Source organism: Cryobacterium sp. 10I1 (assembly GCF_035019805.1).
GTDB lineage: Bacteria > Actinomycetota > Actinomycetes > Actinomycetales > Microbacteriaceae > Cryobacterium > Cryobacterium glucosi.
The window spans coordinates 1-16,017 of the sequence record NZ_JASJVF010000059.1; the positions used below are offsets into that span (position 1 = coordinate 1).

General features: G+C 67.8%; 14 protein-coding genes. 12 read left to right on the forward strand and 2 right to left on the reverse strand.

Annotated elements, in window-relative coordinates; translation table 11 throughout:
• The 12 genes from QN345_RS07725 to QN345_RS07780 all read left to right on the forward strand — a co-directional run.
• A partial coding sequence (locus QN345_RS07725) for a PstC family ABC transporter permease (protein ID WP_323508546.1) occupies nt 1-669 on the forward strand: 669 nt, incomplete at its 5' end.
• On the forward strand, nt 669-2,063 hold the full coding sequence (pstA, locus tag QN345_RS07730; protein ID WP_322136246.1) for a phosphate ABC transporter permease PstA: 1,395 nt from the start codon (nt 669-671) through the stop codon (nt 2,061-2,063). The genes QN345_RS07725 and pstA, both read left to right, overlap by 1 nt.
• The gene (gene pstS / locus QN345_RS07735; RefSeq protein ID WP_322136245.1) at nt 2,060-3,751 is read left to right on the forward strand and encodes a phosphate ABC transporter substrate-binding protein PstS; all 1,692 of its coding nucleotides are present in this window, start codon (nt 2,060-2,062) and stop codon (nt 3,749-3,751) included. Before pstA ends, pstS begins: the two co-directional genes overlap by 4 nt.
• Nucleotides 3,748-6,429, forward strand: a complete 2,682-nt coding sequence (locus QN345_RS07740; protein WP_134448227.1) for a hypothetical protein — start codon at nt 3,748-3,750, stop codon at nt 6,427-6,429. The genes pstS and QN345_RS07740 overlap by 4 nt, the downstream gene beginning before the upstream one ends.
• Nucleotides 6,430-6,541: 112 nt before the next feature.
• Nucleotides 6,542-7,636 carry a hypothetical protein gene (locus tag QN345_RS07745; protein ID WP_134448229.1) on the forward strand — a complete coding sequence of 365 codons (1,095 nt, stop codon included), beginning with the start codon at nt 6,542-6,544 and terminating at the stop codon, nt 7,634-7,636.
• Between the two features lie 25 nt (nt 7,637-7,661).
• On the forward strand, nt 7,662-8,291 hold the full coding sequence (locus tag QN345_RS07750) for a hypothetical protein (RefSeq protein ID WP_323508547.1): 630 nt from the start codon (nt 7,662-7,664) through the stop codon (nt 8,289-8,291).
• Nucleotides 8,288-9,391, forward strand: coding sequence for a WxL protein peptidoglycan domain-containing protein (locus QN345_RS07755; protein ID WP_323508548.1), 1,104 nt, complete (start codon nt 8,288-8,290; stop codon nt 9,389-9,391). Before QN345_RS07750 ends, QN345_RS07755 begins: the two co-directional genes overlap by 4 nt.
• A 90-nt stretch (nt 9,392-9,481) precedes the next feature.
• Entirely contained in the window at nt 9,482-10,390 is a 909-nt protein-coding gene (locus QN345_RS07760) for a hypothetical protein (RefSeq protein ID WP_134563950.1), read from the forward strand.
• A 125-nt stretch (nt 10,391-10,515) separates the two neighbouring features.
• Entirely contained in the window at nt 10,516-11,262 is a 747-nt protein-coding gene (locus tag QN345_RS07765) for a hypothetical protein (protein WP_322136239.1), read from the forward strand.
• Nucleotides 11,259-12,410, forward strand: coding sequence for a sortase (locus QN345_RS07770; protein ID WP_241975207.1), 1,152 nt, complete (start codon nt 11,259-11,261; stop codon nt 12,408-12,410). The genes QN345_RS07765 and QN345_RS07770 overlap by 4 nt, the downstream gene beginning before the upstream one ends.
• A 286-nt stretch (nt 12,411-12,696) precedes the next feature.
• Nucleotides 12,697-13,479 (forward strand): phosphate ABC transporter ATP-binding protein, encoded by a 783-nt coding sequence (locus tag QN345_RS07775; protein WP_198413438.1) that lies wholly within the window; start codon nt 12,697-12,699, stop codon nt 13,477-13,479.
• Nucleotides 13,480-13,565: 86 nt separating this feature from the next.
• Nucleotides 13,566-13,976, forward strand: coding sequence for an arsenate reductase ArsC (locus QN345_RS07780; RefSeq protein WP_322136237.1), 411 nt, complete (start codon nt 13,566-13,568; stop codon nt 13,974-13,976).
• 79 nt (nt 13,977-14,055) lie between these two features.
• On the opposite strand, the gene arsB is transcribed toward QN345_RS07780, so the two are convergent.
• Nucleotides 14,056-15,150 (reverse strand): ACR3 family arsenite efflux transporter, encoded by a 1,095-nt coding sequence (gene arsB, locus QN345_RS07785; protein WP_134558193.1) that lies wholly within the window; start codon nt 15,148-15,150, stop codon nt 14,056-14,058.
• An 81-nt stretch (nt 15,151-15,231) separates the two neighbouring features.
• Nucleotides 15,232-16,017 (reverse strand): ArsA-related P-loop ATPase (locus QN345_RS07790; protein ID WP_323508549.1); only part of this gene is annotated, 786 nt, incomplete at its 5' end.

The following is a 16,017-nucleotide window of genomic DNA, read 5'->3' on the forward strand; positions in this document are numbered from 1 at the left end:
GTCGCCCAGGGGCGGCTCAAGTCCACGCTCGTCACCCTCGTCGACCTGATGGCCGCCGTTCCCAGCGTGGTGTTCGGCCTCTGGGGCGTGTTCTTCCTCCAGGCGAACGTCATCCCGGTCGCCACCTGGATCTCCACCTACTTCGGCTGGATCCCGTTCTTCAGCGTGACGGATGCGACGGGCCAGGCCCTCACCGAGGCGAGCGCCTTCACCTCCTCGGCCTTCATCGCCGGAATCGTGGTGGGCCTCATGGTCGTGCCCACCCAGACCTCGGTGATGCGCGAAGCCTTCTCCCAGGCGCCGATCGGTGAACGTGAGGCGGCCTTCGCCCTCGGGTCGACCCGATGGGGAATGATCACGTCCGTGGTGCTCCCGTTCGGCCGCGGCGGCATCATCGGCGGCACCATGCTCGGCCTCGGCCGGGCCCTCGGCGAGACCATCGCCGTCTACATGATCATCTCCCCGATCTTCACGATCAACTGGGAGGTGCTCAAGACCGGCACGAACTCGGTGTCCGCGCTCATCGCGCTCCGGTACGGCGAGTCGAGCTCCTTCGGCCTCTCCGCACTGATGGCCGCCGGCCTCGTGCTCTTCCTGATCACCCTCGTGATCAACTTCACGGCCTCGTCGATCGTGGCGCGGTCCCGCTCCGGGGCGGAGAGCGACTGATGACCAGCGCACACAGCACCCAGGCGACGGATCCCGCGGCATCCGCCGGCCCCTCGACCCTCGTGATGACCGAGACCGCCGTCGAGCTCGAGGCCGAGCTCGAACTCCAGGCCGCAGCAGTCCGGCACACCACGAACATCCCCTCCTCGGTCGGCATCGAGATCGGCCCGCGCCGCCGGATGCGCGCCGCCAGGGTCGACGACCAGTTCAACATCCTCGGCGCGGCAGCGGCCGGCGTGGCCGTCGCCGTTCTGCTGTTCGGCTGGTTCGGCCCGCTCTCCGGCTATGTCGGTTTCGTGATCGTCGCGTTCATCGCTTTCATCGGCTTCTACGCCCTGCTCGTCAGCCTGAAGAGCGACTGGCAGGAGGTCAAGGACCGGGTCATGTCGGTTGTCCTTTCGAGCGCCGGCGTGCTGCTCTTCGGCGCCCTCGTCTTCGTCGTCGCGTACACCCTCGTGCGCGGCCAGGAAGCCCTCCCGCACCTCAACTTCTTCACCGACAGCATGGAGCTCGCCGGCCCGCTCGACGGCCTCGAACTCGGCGGAATCTTCCACGCCATCCTCGGTACCCTGATGCAGATCACGATGGCGCTCATCGTCACCGTTCCGCTCGGCATCCTCACGGCCCTGTTCCTCAACGAAGTCGGCGGAAAGTTCGCCCGCTTCGTGCGCACCATCTCGGACGCGATGACCGCGCTGCCCTCGATCGTCGCCGGCCTCTTCGTGTACTCGGCGATCATCGTGCTGATCACCCACCAGCGCAGCGGGTTCGCCGCCTCGATGGCCATCACGGTGATGATGCTCCCGATCGTGATCCGCGCCTCCGACATCGTCCTCCGTCTCGTCGCGGGAAACCTTCGCGAAGCCGCGTACGCGCTCGGGTCCACGCGCTGGCGCACGGTCTGGCATGTCGTGCTGCCGACCGCCCGCCCCGGGCTCGCGACCGCCGTCATCCTCGGCACCGCCCGCGGAATCGGCGAGACCAGCCCCGTGCTGCTCACGTCCGGCGTCACCGCCGTCGTCAACCTCAACCCCTTCGAGGGACCGATGATCTCGTTGCCGCTGCAGGTCTTCGACTTCGTCAAGTCGCCGGAACCGAACATGATCGCCCGTGGCTTCGGGGCGGCGGCCGTGCTGATCCTCCTCGTGCTCACCCTGTTCGCGATCGCCCGCCTCATCGGCGGCAAGGGGCCGGGCGACCTGTCCCGCGCCCAGCAGCAGCGGGTCGTCGCGGCCTCCGGGCGCGACCTCAAGCGGATCACCATTGCCGCCGACCGCCGCATCCTCCTCGAGGCGAACACGTCGGGGGCCTGGCCGCCGCCGACGGCACCACCGAACCACCACAGCAGCCCAGCGCCGACGATCGACCTCAGCACAAAGGAGCCGTCCTCGTGACGCCGCAGCCCCGTTGGATCCGTGCGATCCGCGCCCTCTTCGCCCTCGCCGTCGTGGTGATTCTCGGTCTGTCCGGAACGCTGTCTGCCCAGGCCGTTTCCTACGACCCCATCACAGGAACCGGCTCGACCTGGTCCCAGAACGCCCTCGACCAGTGGCGCAAGAACGTGGCCTCGAACTACGGCATGACCGTCAACTATTCCGGTGTCGGCTCCTCCGCGGGCCGCCGGGACTTCGTGGCCGGAAACGTCGACTTCGCCGTCAGCGAGATCCCGTTCCAGACCGCTCCCGAAGACGGTTCAGCGCCCGAGGTTCCGAGTCGCGGCTACGCATACATGCCGATCGTCGCCGGTGGCACCTCGTTCATGTACAACCTCAAGATCAACGGTGCCCGCGTCTCCAACCTGCGCCTGAGTGGCGAGGTCGTCACCAAGATCTTCACCGGCGTCATCACCAAGTGGAACGACCCGGCGATCCAGACGGACAACCCCGGACTGAAGATGCCGGACAAGGGCATCGTCCCTGTCGTGCGGTCGGACGGCTCGGGCTCGACCGCCCAGTTCAGCCTCTGGATGTCCAAGCAGTACAACTCCCTCTGGGGGCAGTTCTGCGTCAAGGTCGGCAAACCGGCCTCCTGCGGCCTCACCTCGCAGTACCCGACCTACGGCAACGCGAAGGCCCAGAGCGGTTCGGCGGGCGTCGCCGGGTATGTCGCCCAGGACTATGGCGAAGGCGCCATCACGTACGTCGAGTATTCCTACGCGCTCAAGGCCGGCTTCCCGGTCGCCAAGGTCCTGAACACCGCCGGATACTACGTCGAGCCGACCGCGAACTCCGTCGCCGTTGCCCTGCTGCAGGCAAAGATCAAGACGGATGTCCCGGTCTCGAGCCCCGACTACCTCACCCAGATCCTCGACGGCGTCTACAACAACCCCGACCCGCGCACGTACCCGCTGTCGAGCTACTCCTACATGATCGTGCCGACCGAGGTCGGCGGTGTCTTCACCGCGAAGAAGGGCCTCACCCTCGGCGCGTTCGCGAACTACATGCTCTGCGAGGGCCAGCAGCAAGCGGCGGCCCTGGGCTACTCGCCGCTCCCGATGAACCTTGTGCTCGCCGGGTTCGACCAGATCAAACGAGTGCCGGGAGCGGATGTCTCGGGCGTCGACATCAACAACTGCAACAACCCGACCTTCAAGGCCGGCGACTCCCCATCGAGCAACCTGCTCGCGACCAACGCACTCAAGCCCGCCGACTGTGACAAGGTCGGCACGAGCCAGTGTGTCACCGGAACAGCAGGGGCGCCCGATGACACGGCGACGACCGGAACCGGTACCGGCGGCTCCGCAGCCACGGCCGACACGGCCGCGGCGGCAGCGGCCGCCGCAGGAGCAGGGGCCGGAGCAGCGGCGACGACGGCAAACGCCGGGGCAGCGGGCACGGGCGATGCCGCGGCCGCGGTCTACGACGAGAACGGTGCTCTCGTCTCCGGCGGCACCGGTGGCACGGCCTCGACCGGAGTGGCCGGGTCCGCGGTGGCGTCGCCCTTCACCCTCGCCGACAACGGCTGGGGTGCGCAGCAGTCGATCATGCTGTTCGCCGGCGTGTTGCTCATCGGCTCTGCCGTGCTGCCCCCGGTGCTCTGGCGCCGGCTCAAGCCACGCGGTCCGAAGGTGGGCACCAAGTGAAGCGCCTGATCCTGTCCACGGACTCGATGTGGACCCGCGCCGGCGCAAGCGGCATCGTCGTGGGCGTTGTCGTCGGCATCGGAGTGTCCATGCTGGCCTCCATTACCCCGCCCGCAGCATCCGCGGACACCTCGAGCGCCGTCACGGTGGCCGCCAAGGGCTATGACCTCGACATCTCGACGGCACCGTTCCCCGACCTCAAGGTGACAGTCTCTCAGACGAAGGACCTCGTCTCGCAGGGAATCGTCGTCAACTGGACCGGCTCGGGCGCGAAGTCGGTCCGGCCTGACGCCAGCTCGGGCGGCCAGAACTTCCTGCAGATCGCGCAGTGCTGGGGTGAGGACCCGCTGAACCCCGGGCATCCCGACCGCACCACCTGCCAGTACGGCGGTTTTCCCGGCAAGGCCGCGTCCACGCGCGACACCTCGGTTTCTGACGAATTCGTCAACGCCAAGGACACCCAATACACATCGCCCTCGAACGGCTTCACGATCCCGGCGGTCACGGCGATCCCGTACCGTGCCTCGACGGGCGGAACGATCTCGTCCGTCTTCAAGAATGGCGCCGGCGTCCTCACCCATTACATCCTCGATCCCCTGACAGGGCTTGTTCAGACCGCGAACGGCACGCCGGCTGCCACTGGCGTGACCCTGCCCTCCCCGATCGTGGGCGTCGACCTCGCCACGAACGAGTTCTACACGCAGTACACGACCAACGAGGTGCCGTGGGTGGGGTCGAGTGACACTGGCGCCGGCTCCGTCAAGTTCGAGGTCCAGACCGCGATGCAGTCTCCCGGCCTCGGCTGCGGTATGCCGGTCACGGCCACGGACGGCACGGTCACGGGCAAGTCCTGCTGGCTCGTCGTCATCCCGCGCGGCACCAACGACGTCGGCGAGTCGTACATCACCAAGTCCGGCCTGTTCTGGGACGCCTGGCAGCACAGTGTGGCCGTCAAGCTCGACTTCAAGCCGATCGGTCTGCGCTGCTCCATCGGCTCGGCCGAGAAGCAACTCTCCGGAAGCGAACTCGCCTCGGCGGCCGTCGCGTCCTGGCAGCCCAACCTCTGCACCGGCTCGACCGGATCCTCCTTCGTGCTCAGCACCGGCAACGAGGAAGACTCTCTCCTCTCCGCAAGCCAGAAGACCCCGAGTCCTCTCGCCCTGACATCGCGTGCCCTACAGACGACGAAGGCGGATCCCGTGCAGTACGCGCCGATCGCACTCTCCGGACTCGCCGTGTCCTTCTCGATCGACCGGAGGGTGAAACCCGTCGGCGCCGTGCCTCAGGAATACAAGGACAAGAACACCGAGTCCTTCACCTCGATGAACCTCACCCCGCGCCTGATCGCGAAGCTGTTGACGAACTCATATCTGGACTCCTTGCCGACGGGGGCCCCCGCTACCTCCAAATCGCTCGCGTTCTTCGTCGATAACCCCGAGAAGGTAAACCACAACGCGAGGAACCTGACCGTTGACCCCGACTTCCTCGCCGTGAACGACGCGGAATGGCAGTACCAGGACCTGACGGGTCCGTCCCTCGGCGACATGCTCCTGCCCTCGGGGCGCTCCGACGAGGCCCTACAGCTGTGGCGCTACGTGCTCTCAGATCCGGATGCCGTGGCTTTCCTCAACGGCGAAGCCGACAAGTGGGGCATGAAGGTCAACCCCTGGTACGCAACAAAGGACGCCGTCAACTCCTCCGGCACAAAAATGACCGTGCCCCGCACCAACTTCCCCAAGGCTGACCCAATCGCACGGGTGGCCACGGCCGACGGCCAGACCGAAGTCAACCTCGTCACCTGGCGCCCGTACGCGAGCGACTTCGAGAACGGCGCCTACCTCACCCTGCGCGGTGACGGCCAGGAGCTCGGCGACTGGAGCCCGAACACGGTTCCGCCGAAATGGGGCAAGAGCGTTCGCAACCTCGTCGGCACCCAGCGGGTGCTCGGACTCACGACAACGGCGGCAGCAGCCCGGTACCAGACGGTGACGGCGTCACTGCGAAACTCGGCGGGCACTTTCGTTGCCGCGAACTCCGCATCCCTGCTGGCCGCGGCCGCGGCGATGACCCCGACCACCGAGAACGCGGCCGTGCTCGAATACAACCCCACGAGCGCGAGCGCCAGGGCGGCGGCGTCGGCCTACCCGATGACCATGCCGGTCTACGCGGCGCTCAACCCACTGCAGACGGATGCCTCCGCCCGCGCCATTTACGCCAACATGATCCGCTACGCCGTTGCCGCCGGTCAGGTTCCCGGCAGTGCGATCGGCCAGCTCCCCGAGGGGTACGCGTCGATTCCGGCCAGCTGGGTCGCCCAGGCCCTCGCAGCCGCGACAGCCATCGAAAAGGGCATCAGCCCGATCGTCTCGGCGACTCCGACACCCACTCCCTCACCGACCGTCGCGGCCACTGCCGCCGCCCCTGCGGCGGCCTACGTCAACCCGAACGCAGGCAGTGGAACGGCAGCGGTCGCGGCCGTCGCCGCCGCCGTCGCCGGGACCGCGACCGCGACCGACCCTGCGGCGACCGGCGCGTCGGCCGGACCCCTCGTCGGCAAGCCGACGCCTTCCGATCCGGTCATCGGCCCCATTCCGGCAGCCATCCCTGTCGGATTCCTCTCCGGGCTGCTCGCAGCCGGTGGAGTCCCCCTGATTTCGCGTGTCCGGAGACGATCCTGATGCGCGCACAGCTTGACGTCCAGATTCCGGGTTTCGGCTTGGGACCAGACATCAGGAAAGACGTTCCCGCCCGGGTTCGTCTCATGCAGTACACCCGAAAGGCATCATCACAGTGATTTCGAAGAAGGCAATTGCGCTCTGCGCGACCGTCGGCGTCGCCCTCACCGGTTTCGCCATCGCGACGCCGGCCAACGCCGAGCCCGTTTCCAACAGCTACGTCGCCGTCGGCTCGGACACCCTGGAAGACGTGGTCAGCGCCCTGGCCAACGGATCCTCGCTCTCCGGATCTTCGGTTCGCTCGACGACCGCAGGTGGCGCGACCATCGGATCGTTCGACGCGACCGGCACGGCCTACATCACCACGAAATCCTCAGGCGTGCGCTTTGGACGCCCGAACGGGTCGGGTGACGGTCGCACGGCGCTCCTCCGCTCCATCGATGGCGCGGCATACACGTCTGGTACGGTCGGCGCGCCTGCCGCTGTCGTGATCAGCGGTCAGGTTGACATCGCGCGTTCCTCGGGCTCCGGCACCGTCGACGCCGCCGGAAGCCTGATCCAGGTTCCCTTCGGCCGTGACGCCATCGCCTACGCCTACGACAATGGCTCTACCGCGACCGGCATCGACACGATCGACACCGCGACCATGACGAGCCTCTACACCTGCAGCGTCACCACCCTCGGCGGCGTCACGGTCACCCCGATCATCCCGCAGGCCGGTTCCGGCACCCGCAAGGACTTCATGTCCAAGATCGGCGTCACCGACGCCACTCTCGGTTCCTGTGTCCAGACCGGCCAGGAGCACGACGCGTCCAACCTCGGCATCAACCAGATCATGCCGATGTCGGTCTCACGCTGGGTCGCCATGAACACCGGTGCCAGCTACCCCAAGAAGAAGGACACCACGGTTCTCGGCTCGCTCGTTGCCGGCACCACCCCCGTCACCGGCACCGGCACCTCGATGGTCCCGAACGCCACTTACTATGCTGACTCCGTCTGGGGTCGCGACACCTACCTGGTCGTGCAGTACGCCCGCGTCGACCCGACCAACGCCTCTTACGACGCCACACTGGCCGGCCTGCTTGACCCGACCAAGAGCACCAGCCTGACCAACTCGCAGACCTCCCTCGCCTCCAAGGCCGGTTCGCTGAAGAAGAAGTTCGGCATCCTGGCCCCCTCCACCACCACTGCTGTCCGTATCTCCAAGTAGCCCGACCTACTTCCAGAAAAGGTAATTGAATCTCATGAAGCTCAACAACAAGCTCCGCTTCGCCGCCGTCGGCGTCGTCTCCCTCGCCCTCGTTGCCGGCGCCTCCATGGTCGCCTCGGCCACCACCCAGACCAACGGCTCCGCAGCACCCCTCTACCTCTACGACGGCAACGGCATTCCGCTTGTCGACGGCGCCAGCCTGGGGTGGGGCGATGACATGATCGGTTCCTCGGTCAACAACGACCCCAGCGGAGAGTTCGCCTGCCCCGTCGGCACCACCGGAATCTTCGCGTTCCTCTCGGCCCCCGGCACCGAGACGGTCCCTGGCACCTGGAAGGCATACGCCCCCCTCGGCTTCAACGGTGCCACCCTCAACGTGCTGAACCCGTTCATCACCCCGGTTTCGCTGTACAACGGCGCCCAGGGCGCCGCTAAGGCCGCCGGTGGAAACTACAGCCTCGGCATTGCCTGCACCAACCTGAACGGTGTTGCGGTCACCTCCGCGTTCTTCCGTTCGATCTCGGTCACGCCGGTGACCGGTGCCTTCACGGCCTCCGCCACGACCGACGTCGTCACGACGCCGACCGCCACCCCGCATTCCGCTCCACCCCCAAGATTTCGGATCCGCCCGCAGAAAAGAGAACGCCGATCGTGATTCCCCGCCACTCCCTCTCCCGCAGCGTCGCCCTCGGTGCCGCCGGAGTGCTGGTAACCCTCGGACTGACCCTGACCCTCGGAGTCGCGGGTGCCTGGGCCGCGGACGGTTCCGACGGCATCGCCGGGGCCCCGTCGTCCAACGGCGGCGTGGACCAGGACCGATCGCGTTTCACCTACCAGGTCGATCCGGGCCAGGTCATCAACGACGAATACCTCGTCGAGAACACCGGTACGACCACGCAGGCCGTCACCGTCTACGCCACCGACGCGTACAACGCCGAGGACGGCACGTTCGCCCTCCTCGAAGGCAGTGAAGCCCCCAAGGATGCCGGCAGCTGGGTCACCTTCGAGAACGGTACCGGCCGTGTCTCGGTCACCCTGGAACCGGGCGCCCAGCAGGTGCTCCCGTTCACAATGAAGACCCCGGCCGATGCGAAGCCCGGCGACCACGCCGGCGGCATCGTCGTCTCGGCCCTCTCCCCGGCCGGGCAGGTCTCGGTCGACCGGCGCGTCGCCATCCGCCTGTATGTGCGCGTCAAGGGTCTCCTGCAGCCGGCGCTGACGATCAGCAGCATTGAATCCGCCTATGAGGGCAGCATCAACCCCTTCGCCGGCGACACGAAGATCCGCGTGAGCCTCACCAACACCGGCAACGTGTCCCTCGGGGCCAATACGGTCTCCCAGGTCAAGGGCATCTTCGGCATCCCACTGTCCGGGCTGACCGACCAGGAGATCTCGGAGATGCTTCCGGGAAGTTCCCGCACCGTGACGCTGACCGTCTCCGGCGTCGGCGCCTGGGTCTACCTCAACCCGCATGTCTCCCTCGTCGGCACGATCGACCCCGACGCACTCAACCCAGGAGCCCTGCCGACCGCGGAACGCGATTCGAGCCTCGTCGTGGTGCCGTGGGCCTTCCTGATCCTCCTTCTCGTCGCGGCCGTGACCTGGCTCATCGTGAGGCTCAGCCGCAAGCGCGACTCGGCCCGGGCTGCGGCGTGGATCGAATACACCGAGGCGGAAGCGCGCCGCAAGGCTCGCGAAGAGGCCCTCGTGGGCGCCAGCGCCGGCCGCGCCCCCGCGCCCCACCCCCCCCCGTAACCACTGCACTTCCGCACGCCTTGCTCCACTGCCCTGCAGTTTCACCCAGGCACCGCAGCTCCACCGCACCAGGATCCATCGGGGAAACACATGTTCCAACTGCCCATCCGTTCGACTCTCATAACCGGCGCACTGGTCGCCCTGCTGGCTCTGGTCGGGACGGTCTCCATCTCGTCCGTGGCGCAGGCCGATGACAGTGGGGTGGTTGCGCTCACGGTGAGTGTGGCCGACAAGCTTCCGAACGGGCCCGTCGAGATCCACTGTGTGCTCCCGGTCGGCTCGCGGGTCGATTCGGCGCCGGTGTTCGTCACCGTCCACGGGCTCAAGCCGTTTTCGCACGTCGAGGTCTGGGTGCACTCCACTCCGTTCCTGCTGATCAGCGGAAACGCCGACGCTGCCGGTGACTTCGCAGGCAGCGGCACCCTTCCCCCCGACCTCGAGGCCGGAGGACACACCATCGAGGTGATCGGCACCACGGCCGCGGACGACCCGTTCAGCCAGGTGGCGGCATCCTTCGCCGTGACGGACGCCGGAACAATCGGATCTGCAACGACGAGCGACACCAACGGCGTGCTCAGCCTCGTCGTGCCCGCCGCTGCCGTCGCCGCGTTCAATGCCCCGGTCCTGGTCTCGAACCGGTCGACGACCACCGGTGTCCTGGGCAGCTTCGCGGTCAGCGACTCTCGGGTGCTCACCCAGGAAGGCTGGATCCTGTCGGCCGATGTCGCCGACTTCGTGAACGCCGCGGACGGCAGCGTGATCGGTGCTTCCCAGCTCGGGCTCGCGCCGCAGCTGGTCAGCACCGACGCCACCGGGGTGAGCCTCGTCACCGCCCAGACCGCGGGTTCGGCGACGTATCCGATGAACCTCGCCGTGGCCGCCCCGGCCCAGACCGTGGGCACGACCGTGCTCAACGCCGGCCTCACTTTCGTCGCGCCGCCCGAGAAGTCAGTCGGCACCTACCGGTCCACCCTCTCCCTCACCCTCGTTTCCCAGTAGCCGGCCGGTCGCCGACTCTATCCTGTCGCGCTCGTACGGCACGGAATGAGCGAGGCTCGGTTTCCTGCTGTGTTTGCCTCTTGTTTGCCCGCCCGTCAGCTCGCCGAAACCTCGAATGGACTAACTTGACTGTGCTCACATCCGCTCACGCGCGCCTGATTCTGGTCGTGGCCCTCATCGCGTTCGCGCCGGTGGCGGGCCTGGCCGGACGCGCCATGAGTGCACAGGCGGCGACGGATGACCCGAACGGTGTGGGCATCAGCGTGGGTGTCGTCGGGCCGTCGAGCCGGGCGACGACAACCCCGGCCGTCACGAACCCGGTGAAACCCGTGGCCGTGCCCGCGGTGACCCAAACGACGATCAAGGACACCGCCGCCGCGGCCTCGGCGCTCGGCGCGAACCCGACCAAGATCGCGGGCGTCTTCTACGTGAGCGGCCTCACGACGCGCATCGATTCTGAGGCCGGGCCGGGCGGCGGCACCATGGTTCTCGACTTCACGATGCGCAACATCACGGATGCCCCGATCACCTCGAGCCTGCGCTTCTGGCTCGACAACGCGGTCGACCTCCCCGTCGCCATCGTCGACAAGGTCAGTATCGACAGCCTCGCCCCCAATGAGACCCGCACCGTCTCGGCCACCATTCGGGACGTCGGCCAGTGGGCCTGGTTCAAGGGTCACGTCACCATGACGCCTCCCGCGGACATCGGCGGCACGGCGCTCTCGCCCGTCACCCGGGACTCGTTCAGCATCATCCCGCCCTACTTCGCCCTGATCGCGCTCGCGATCGCCGGCACGCTGACCCTGATCCTCCGCTTCGTGCTCCTCGTACCGCGGCCCACCCCCAAACTCGCGGAAGAGGTGGCGTCATGACGACAGCCAGGCTGCCCCGTCGTCCCCAACGCCCCACGGTGCCGAAGGTGCCGAGAATGCCGCGAGGCTGGGTCCCGCCGGTTTCGCCCGGCGTTTCCGAGATGCAGGCGGTCCACCCCCTCGCGGGACAGTCCGCGGGACCCCGGGACTGGTCACCGCCCGGCCCGGGCACTCTGGGCGGTGGTGGCGGACTCCCCGGCACACCGCCGGAGCGCGGCCGCCAGGGCAAGCCGCCGAAACCACCGAAGATCCCGACGCCGCCGCGGCGTAGCCCGCCGCCCCCTCGGCCGCCGGTCGTGCTCACCCAGCGCGACCAGGTCATCCGCTCGACCCTGGCGATTCTCGCCATCCTCATCTTCGGGTTCCTCGCCAACCTGACTGTGCTCGGCCAGCTGCAGCACATCGTGTCCCAGCAGCAGCTCACGAACACCTTCCGGTACGAGCTCGCCCAGGGAACGGCCCCGGTCAGCGAGGGCACCGTCGACAAGGTGCTGCTCACCTCCGGCACACCCGTGGCCGTGCTCGACATCCCCTCGATCGACGTGCACGAGATCGTCGTCGAGGGCACAGACTCCGGCACCCTGCGCGCCGGCCCCGGCCATCGCCGCGACACGCCGCTACCCGGCCAGTCCGGCATCAGCGTGCTCATGGGCCGCGCCGCCGCCTACGGTGGTCCGTTCGCCCGGCTGCAGGAACTGCGCCCCGGCCAGCAGTTCACCGTGATCACCGGCCAGGGCGAGCAGACGTTCTCGGTGCTCGGCCTGCGCTACGCCGGCGACCCCGCACCCGCAAGCCTCGGTGCAGGCAAGAGCCGACTGATCCTCGAGAGCGCCCGCGGGCCGGCCTACGTGCCGAGCGGCGTCGTGCGCGTGGATGCCGAACTCGTCTCCGAGACGAAGCCCGCCGGCAAGCGCCAGACCACCTTCGCGACCCTGCCCCTGCAGGACAAGGAACTCGCGACCGACACCACAACGGTGTGGGCCCTCGTCTTCGCCCTGCAGTTCCTGCTGGTCATCGAACTCGCCGCCGTCTGGGCGTTCCGCCGGGTCGGCCTCCGCAAGACCTGGATCGTCTTCCTTCCGGTTGTCACTGTCGGGGGGCTCTTCGTGGCCGACCAACTCGTGCGCCTCCTCCCGAACCTGCTGTAGTCCCGAACCTGCTTCAGTCCCGAAACTGCTGTAGACCAATGAAACGAGTGTCATGACCGACAATGTGCAGAACGACGAGCTCACCCAGGTGCTGCCGCCGGTGAAGGGACCGGTCCGGCGTGACCGCAAGCAGCGCGCGCAGGCGAGGACCGAGGCCCGGCCCGAGGTCGTGGCCGACGCGCCGGTCAAGGCTCCCCGGCTCGGAGGCTTCAGCGCGCCCTGGCTGAAGCGGCCGTCTGCCGCGGATGCCGGGGTCTACGCGAGCTTCAGCCCGCCGGTGCGCGAGATCGCACCACTCGCAACCCTCGAGGGCCGCAACGTCTCGGCCTGGTTCGGCGAACGCCAGGTGCTCGACCGGGTCAACCTCACCATGCCGGCCGGCATCATCACCTCCCTGATCGGCCCGTCCGGCTGCGGCAAGTCCACGTTCCTGCGCATCCTGAACCGGATGCACGAGCTCGTGCCGTCCGCGAGCCTCGCCGGTGAAGTCCTCCTCGACGGTGAGGACATCTACGACCCCGAACGCAAGCTCGTCGACGCCCGCAAGAGCATCGGCATGGTGTTCCAGAAGCCCAACCCGTTCCCGGCCATGTCGATCTACGACAACGTCATCGCCGGGCTCACCCTCACCGGCAAGCGTGCCTCCAACGATGAGAAAGACTTCCTCGTCGAGAGCTGCCTGACCAAGGCCGGGCTCTGGAAGGAGGTGCGCGACCGGTTGCGCGCGCCCGGTTCCGGACTCTCCGGAGGGCAGCAGCAGCGTCTGTGCATCGCGCGGTCGCTCGCGGTGACCCCGCGCATCCTCTTGATGGACGAACCGTGCTCGGCCCTCGACCCGACTTCCACGCGGGTGATCGAGGAGACCATGCTCGAGCTCGCCCACGAGGTCACGATCGTGATCGTGACGCACAACATGCAGCAGGCACAGCGCGTGTCGCAGAACTGCGCGTTCTTCCTCGCCGCCCAGGGCACGCCCGGCGGCATCGTGGAGCACGGGCCGACCGACGCCATGTTCGGCAACCCGATCGACAGCCGCACCGCCGACTACGTCAACGGCCGTTTCGGCTAGCCCCGGCCGGGTAAAGAAACGATGGGGGATTCTCAAAGCATAGACAAACGTCTATACTTTGAGGACATCGAGAGTGAGGAACCCCCGTGTCTGAGAAGCCCACCGTCCTGTTCGTCTGCATCCACAATGCCGGTCGCTCGCAGATGGCCGCCGGCTATATGCGCGCCCTGTCCGGCGGCGCCGTCGAGGTGCGCTCCGGCGGCTCGGAGCCGGGTGACCAGATCAATTCGATGGCGATCCAGGCCATGAGCGAAGAGGGCATCGACATCTCCCAGGCCGTTCCGCAGCTGATGACCACCGAGCAGGTGCGCGAGTCCGACGTCGTCATCACCATGGGCTGCGGCGACGTCTGCCCGATCTTCCCCGGCAAGCGTTACGAGGACTGGGAGCTCGTCGACCCCAAGGGCAAGAGCATCGACGAGGTGCGCCCGATCCGCGACGACATCAAGGCGCGCGTCGAGGCCCTCCTCGCCGAGCTCCTGCCCGCGAGCGTCTAAGCCGACGGCCACGACGGGTGCCGCTGCTCGGGTGGCCACTTCGGCCTGCGCTCTTGGCGGGATTCGTCGTGGTTGAGCGCTAGCTGCGCGGCGCCGGGAACAGGCGGGGCCGGAGCCAGAGCGCCACGTAGACGAGGGCGACGAGGACGGGGACCTCGATCAACGGGCCAACGATGCCCGCGAGGGCCTGACCGCTGCCGGCACCGAAGGTGCCGATCGCGACCGCGATCGCGAGCTCGAAGTTGTTGCCCGCCGCAGTGAAGGCGAGGGTCGCGGTGCGCTCGTACGGCAGGCCGATGAGCTTCCCGAGCAGGAAGCCGGTGAGGAACGTCACAAGGAAGTAGACGAGGAGCGGCAGGGCGATGCGGGCGACGTCCTGCGGCCGGTCGATGACCTGCCTGCCCTGCAGGGCGAACAGGAGCACGATCGTGAAGAGGAGCCCGTAGAGGGCGAACGGCCCGACCTTCGGCAGGAACCGGGCCTCGTACCAGTCCCGGCCGCGGGTGGCCTCGCCCACCCGGCGGGACAGGTATCCGGCCAGGAGCGGGATGCCGAGGAACACGAGCACGCTCGCCGTGATGGCCCAGATCGAGAAGTCCGCGCTCGTGGTGGACAGGCCGAGCCAGGCCGGAAGGATCTGCAGGTAGAACCAGCCGAGCGCCGCGAAGGCGAAGACCTGGAAGACGGAGTTGATGGCGACGAGGAAGGCGGCGGCCTCGCGGTCCCCGCAGGCTAGTTCGTTCCAGATCAGCACCATCGCGATGCAGCGGGCGAGGCCGACGATGATCAGCCCGGTGCGGTACTCGGGCAGGTCGGGCAGGAAGATCCAGGCGAGCGTGAACATCAGCGCGGGCCCGACGAGCCAGTTCATCACGAGCGACGAGACCAGAAGGCGCTTATCGCCGGCCACGGCGCGGGCATCCGAATACCGCACCTTCGCGAGCACCGGATACATCATCACGAGCAGGCCGATGGCGATCGGCACGCTGACCGAGCCGATCGTGAACGCGCCGAGCAGCGTGCCGATGCCGGGGGCGGCGACCGCGAGCAGGAGGCCGAAACCCATCGCCGCGAGAATCCAGACCGGGAGGAGCCGGTCGGTGAACCCGAGACGGGCCGGAGCGGTGATCGGGGTGGCGACGGATGGAACGGTCGGGGTTTCAGGGAAGGGCATGGGGCTCCGCACCATCAGAAAATGAATAGACGAACGTCGATATGACGCGTTCCCACTCTATCGACGAATGTCGATTCACGGTCACCGTGCCGGTTGGGGGCTGAGTGCGGTCAGTGCCGCCAGCTTCTCCTTTCCGATGGGCTCCGCCGGCAGGAGGGCGACGATGGCCATTCGATCCGCGAGGAGACGCACCCGGTCGATCTGTTCGACCTCGCTCGAAGCGCGTGCTCGAAGGAACGGTGACGCCGGGCGGGCCGCGGCCAGGGAGGCGTTGACGACCCAGGCCCACGGGTGGATGCCGGCACGTTCGAGGTCGTCCTGCAGACCTTCGGCCTCGAGCACCGGGGTCGTCTCCGCGAGGGTAACCAGAATGACCTTGGTCAGGGCCGGGTCCTGCAGACGCATCAATGGTGTCGTGAACGGAAGCGAGTCGCCGATCTGCCGCGCCATTTCGCGGTGATAGGAACCGGTCGCATCCAGCAGGAGGAGCGTGTGCCCGGTCGGGGCGGTGTCGACGACGACGAATTTCCGGCGCGACTCATGGACGACCCGGGAGAACTGCTGGAAGACGGCGACTTCCTCGGTGCAGGGGGAGAGGAGGTCCTCGGCCAGTGCCGCGCGACCCTCCGCGTCCAGGGCCGTGCCCTTGGTGGCCATCACGTGGTCGCGATACGTCTGCACGGCCAAGGCCGGGTCGATACGGGACACCGCGAGCCCGGGCACGCTGCCGTGCAGGGTCTCGGTGAGGTGAGCGGCGGGGTCGGTGGTGGTGAGGTGCACGGCGTGGCCGCGTTCGGCGAGTGCGACCGCGATGGCCGCGGCCCGCCCGGCGTCACCGTTCCTTCGAGCACGCGCTTCGAGCGAGGT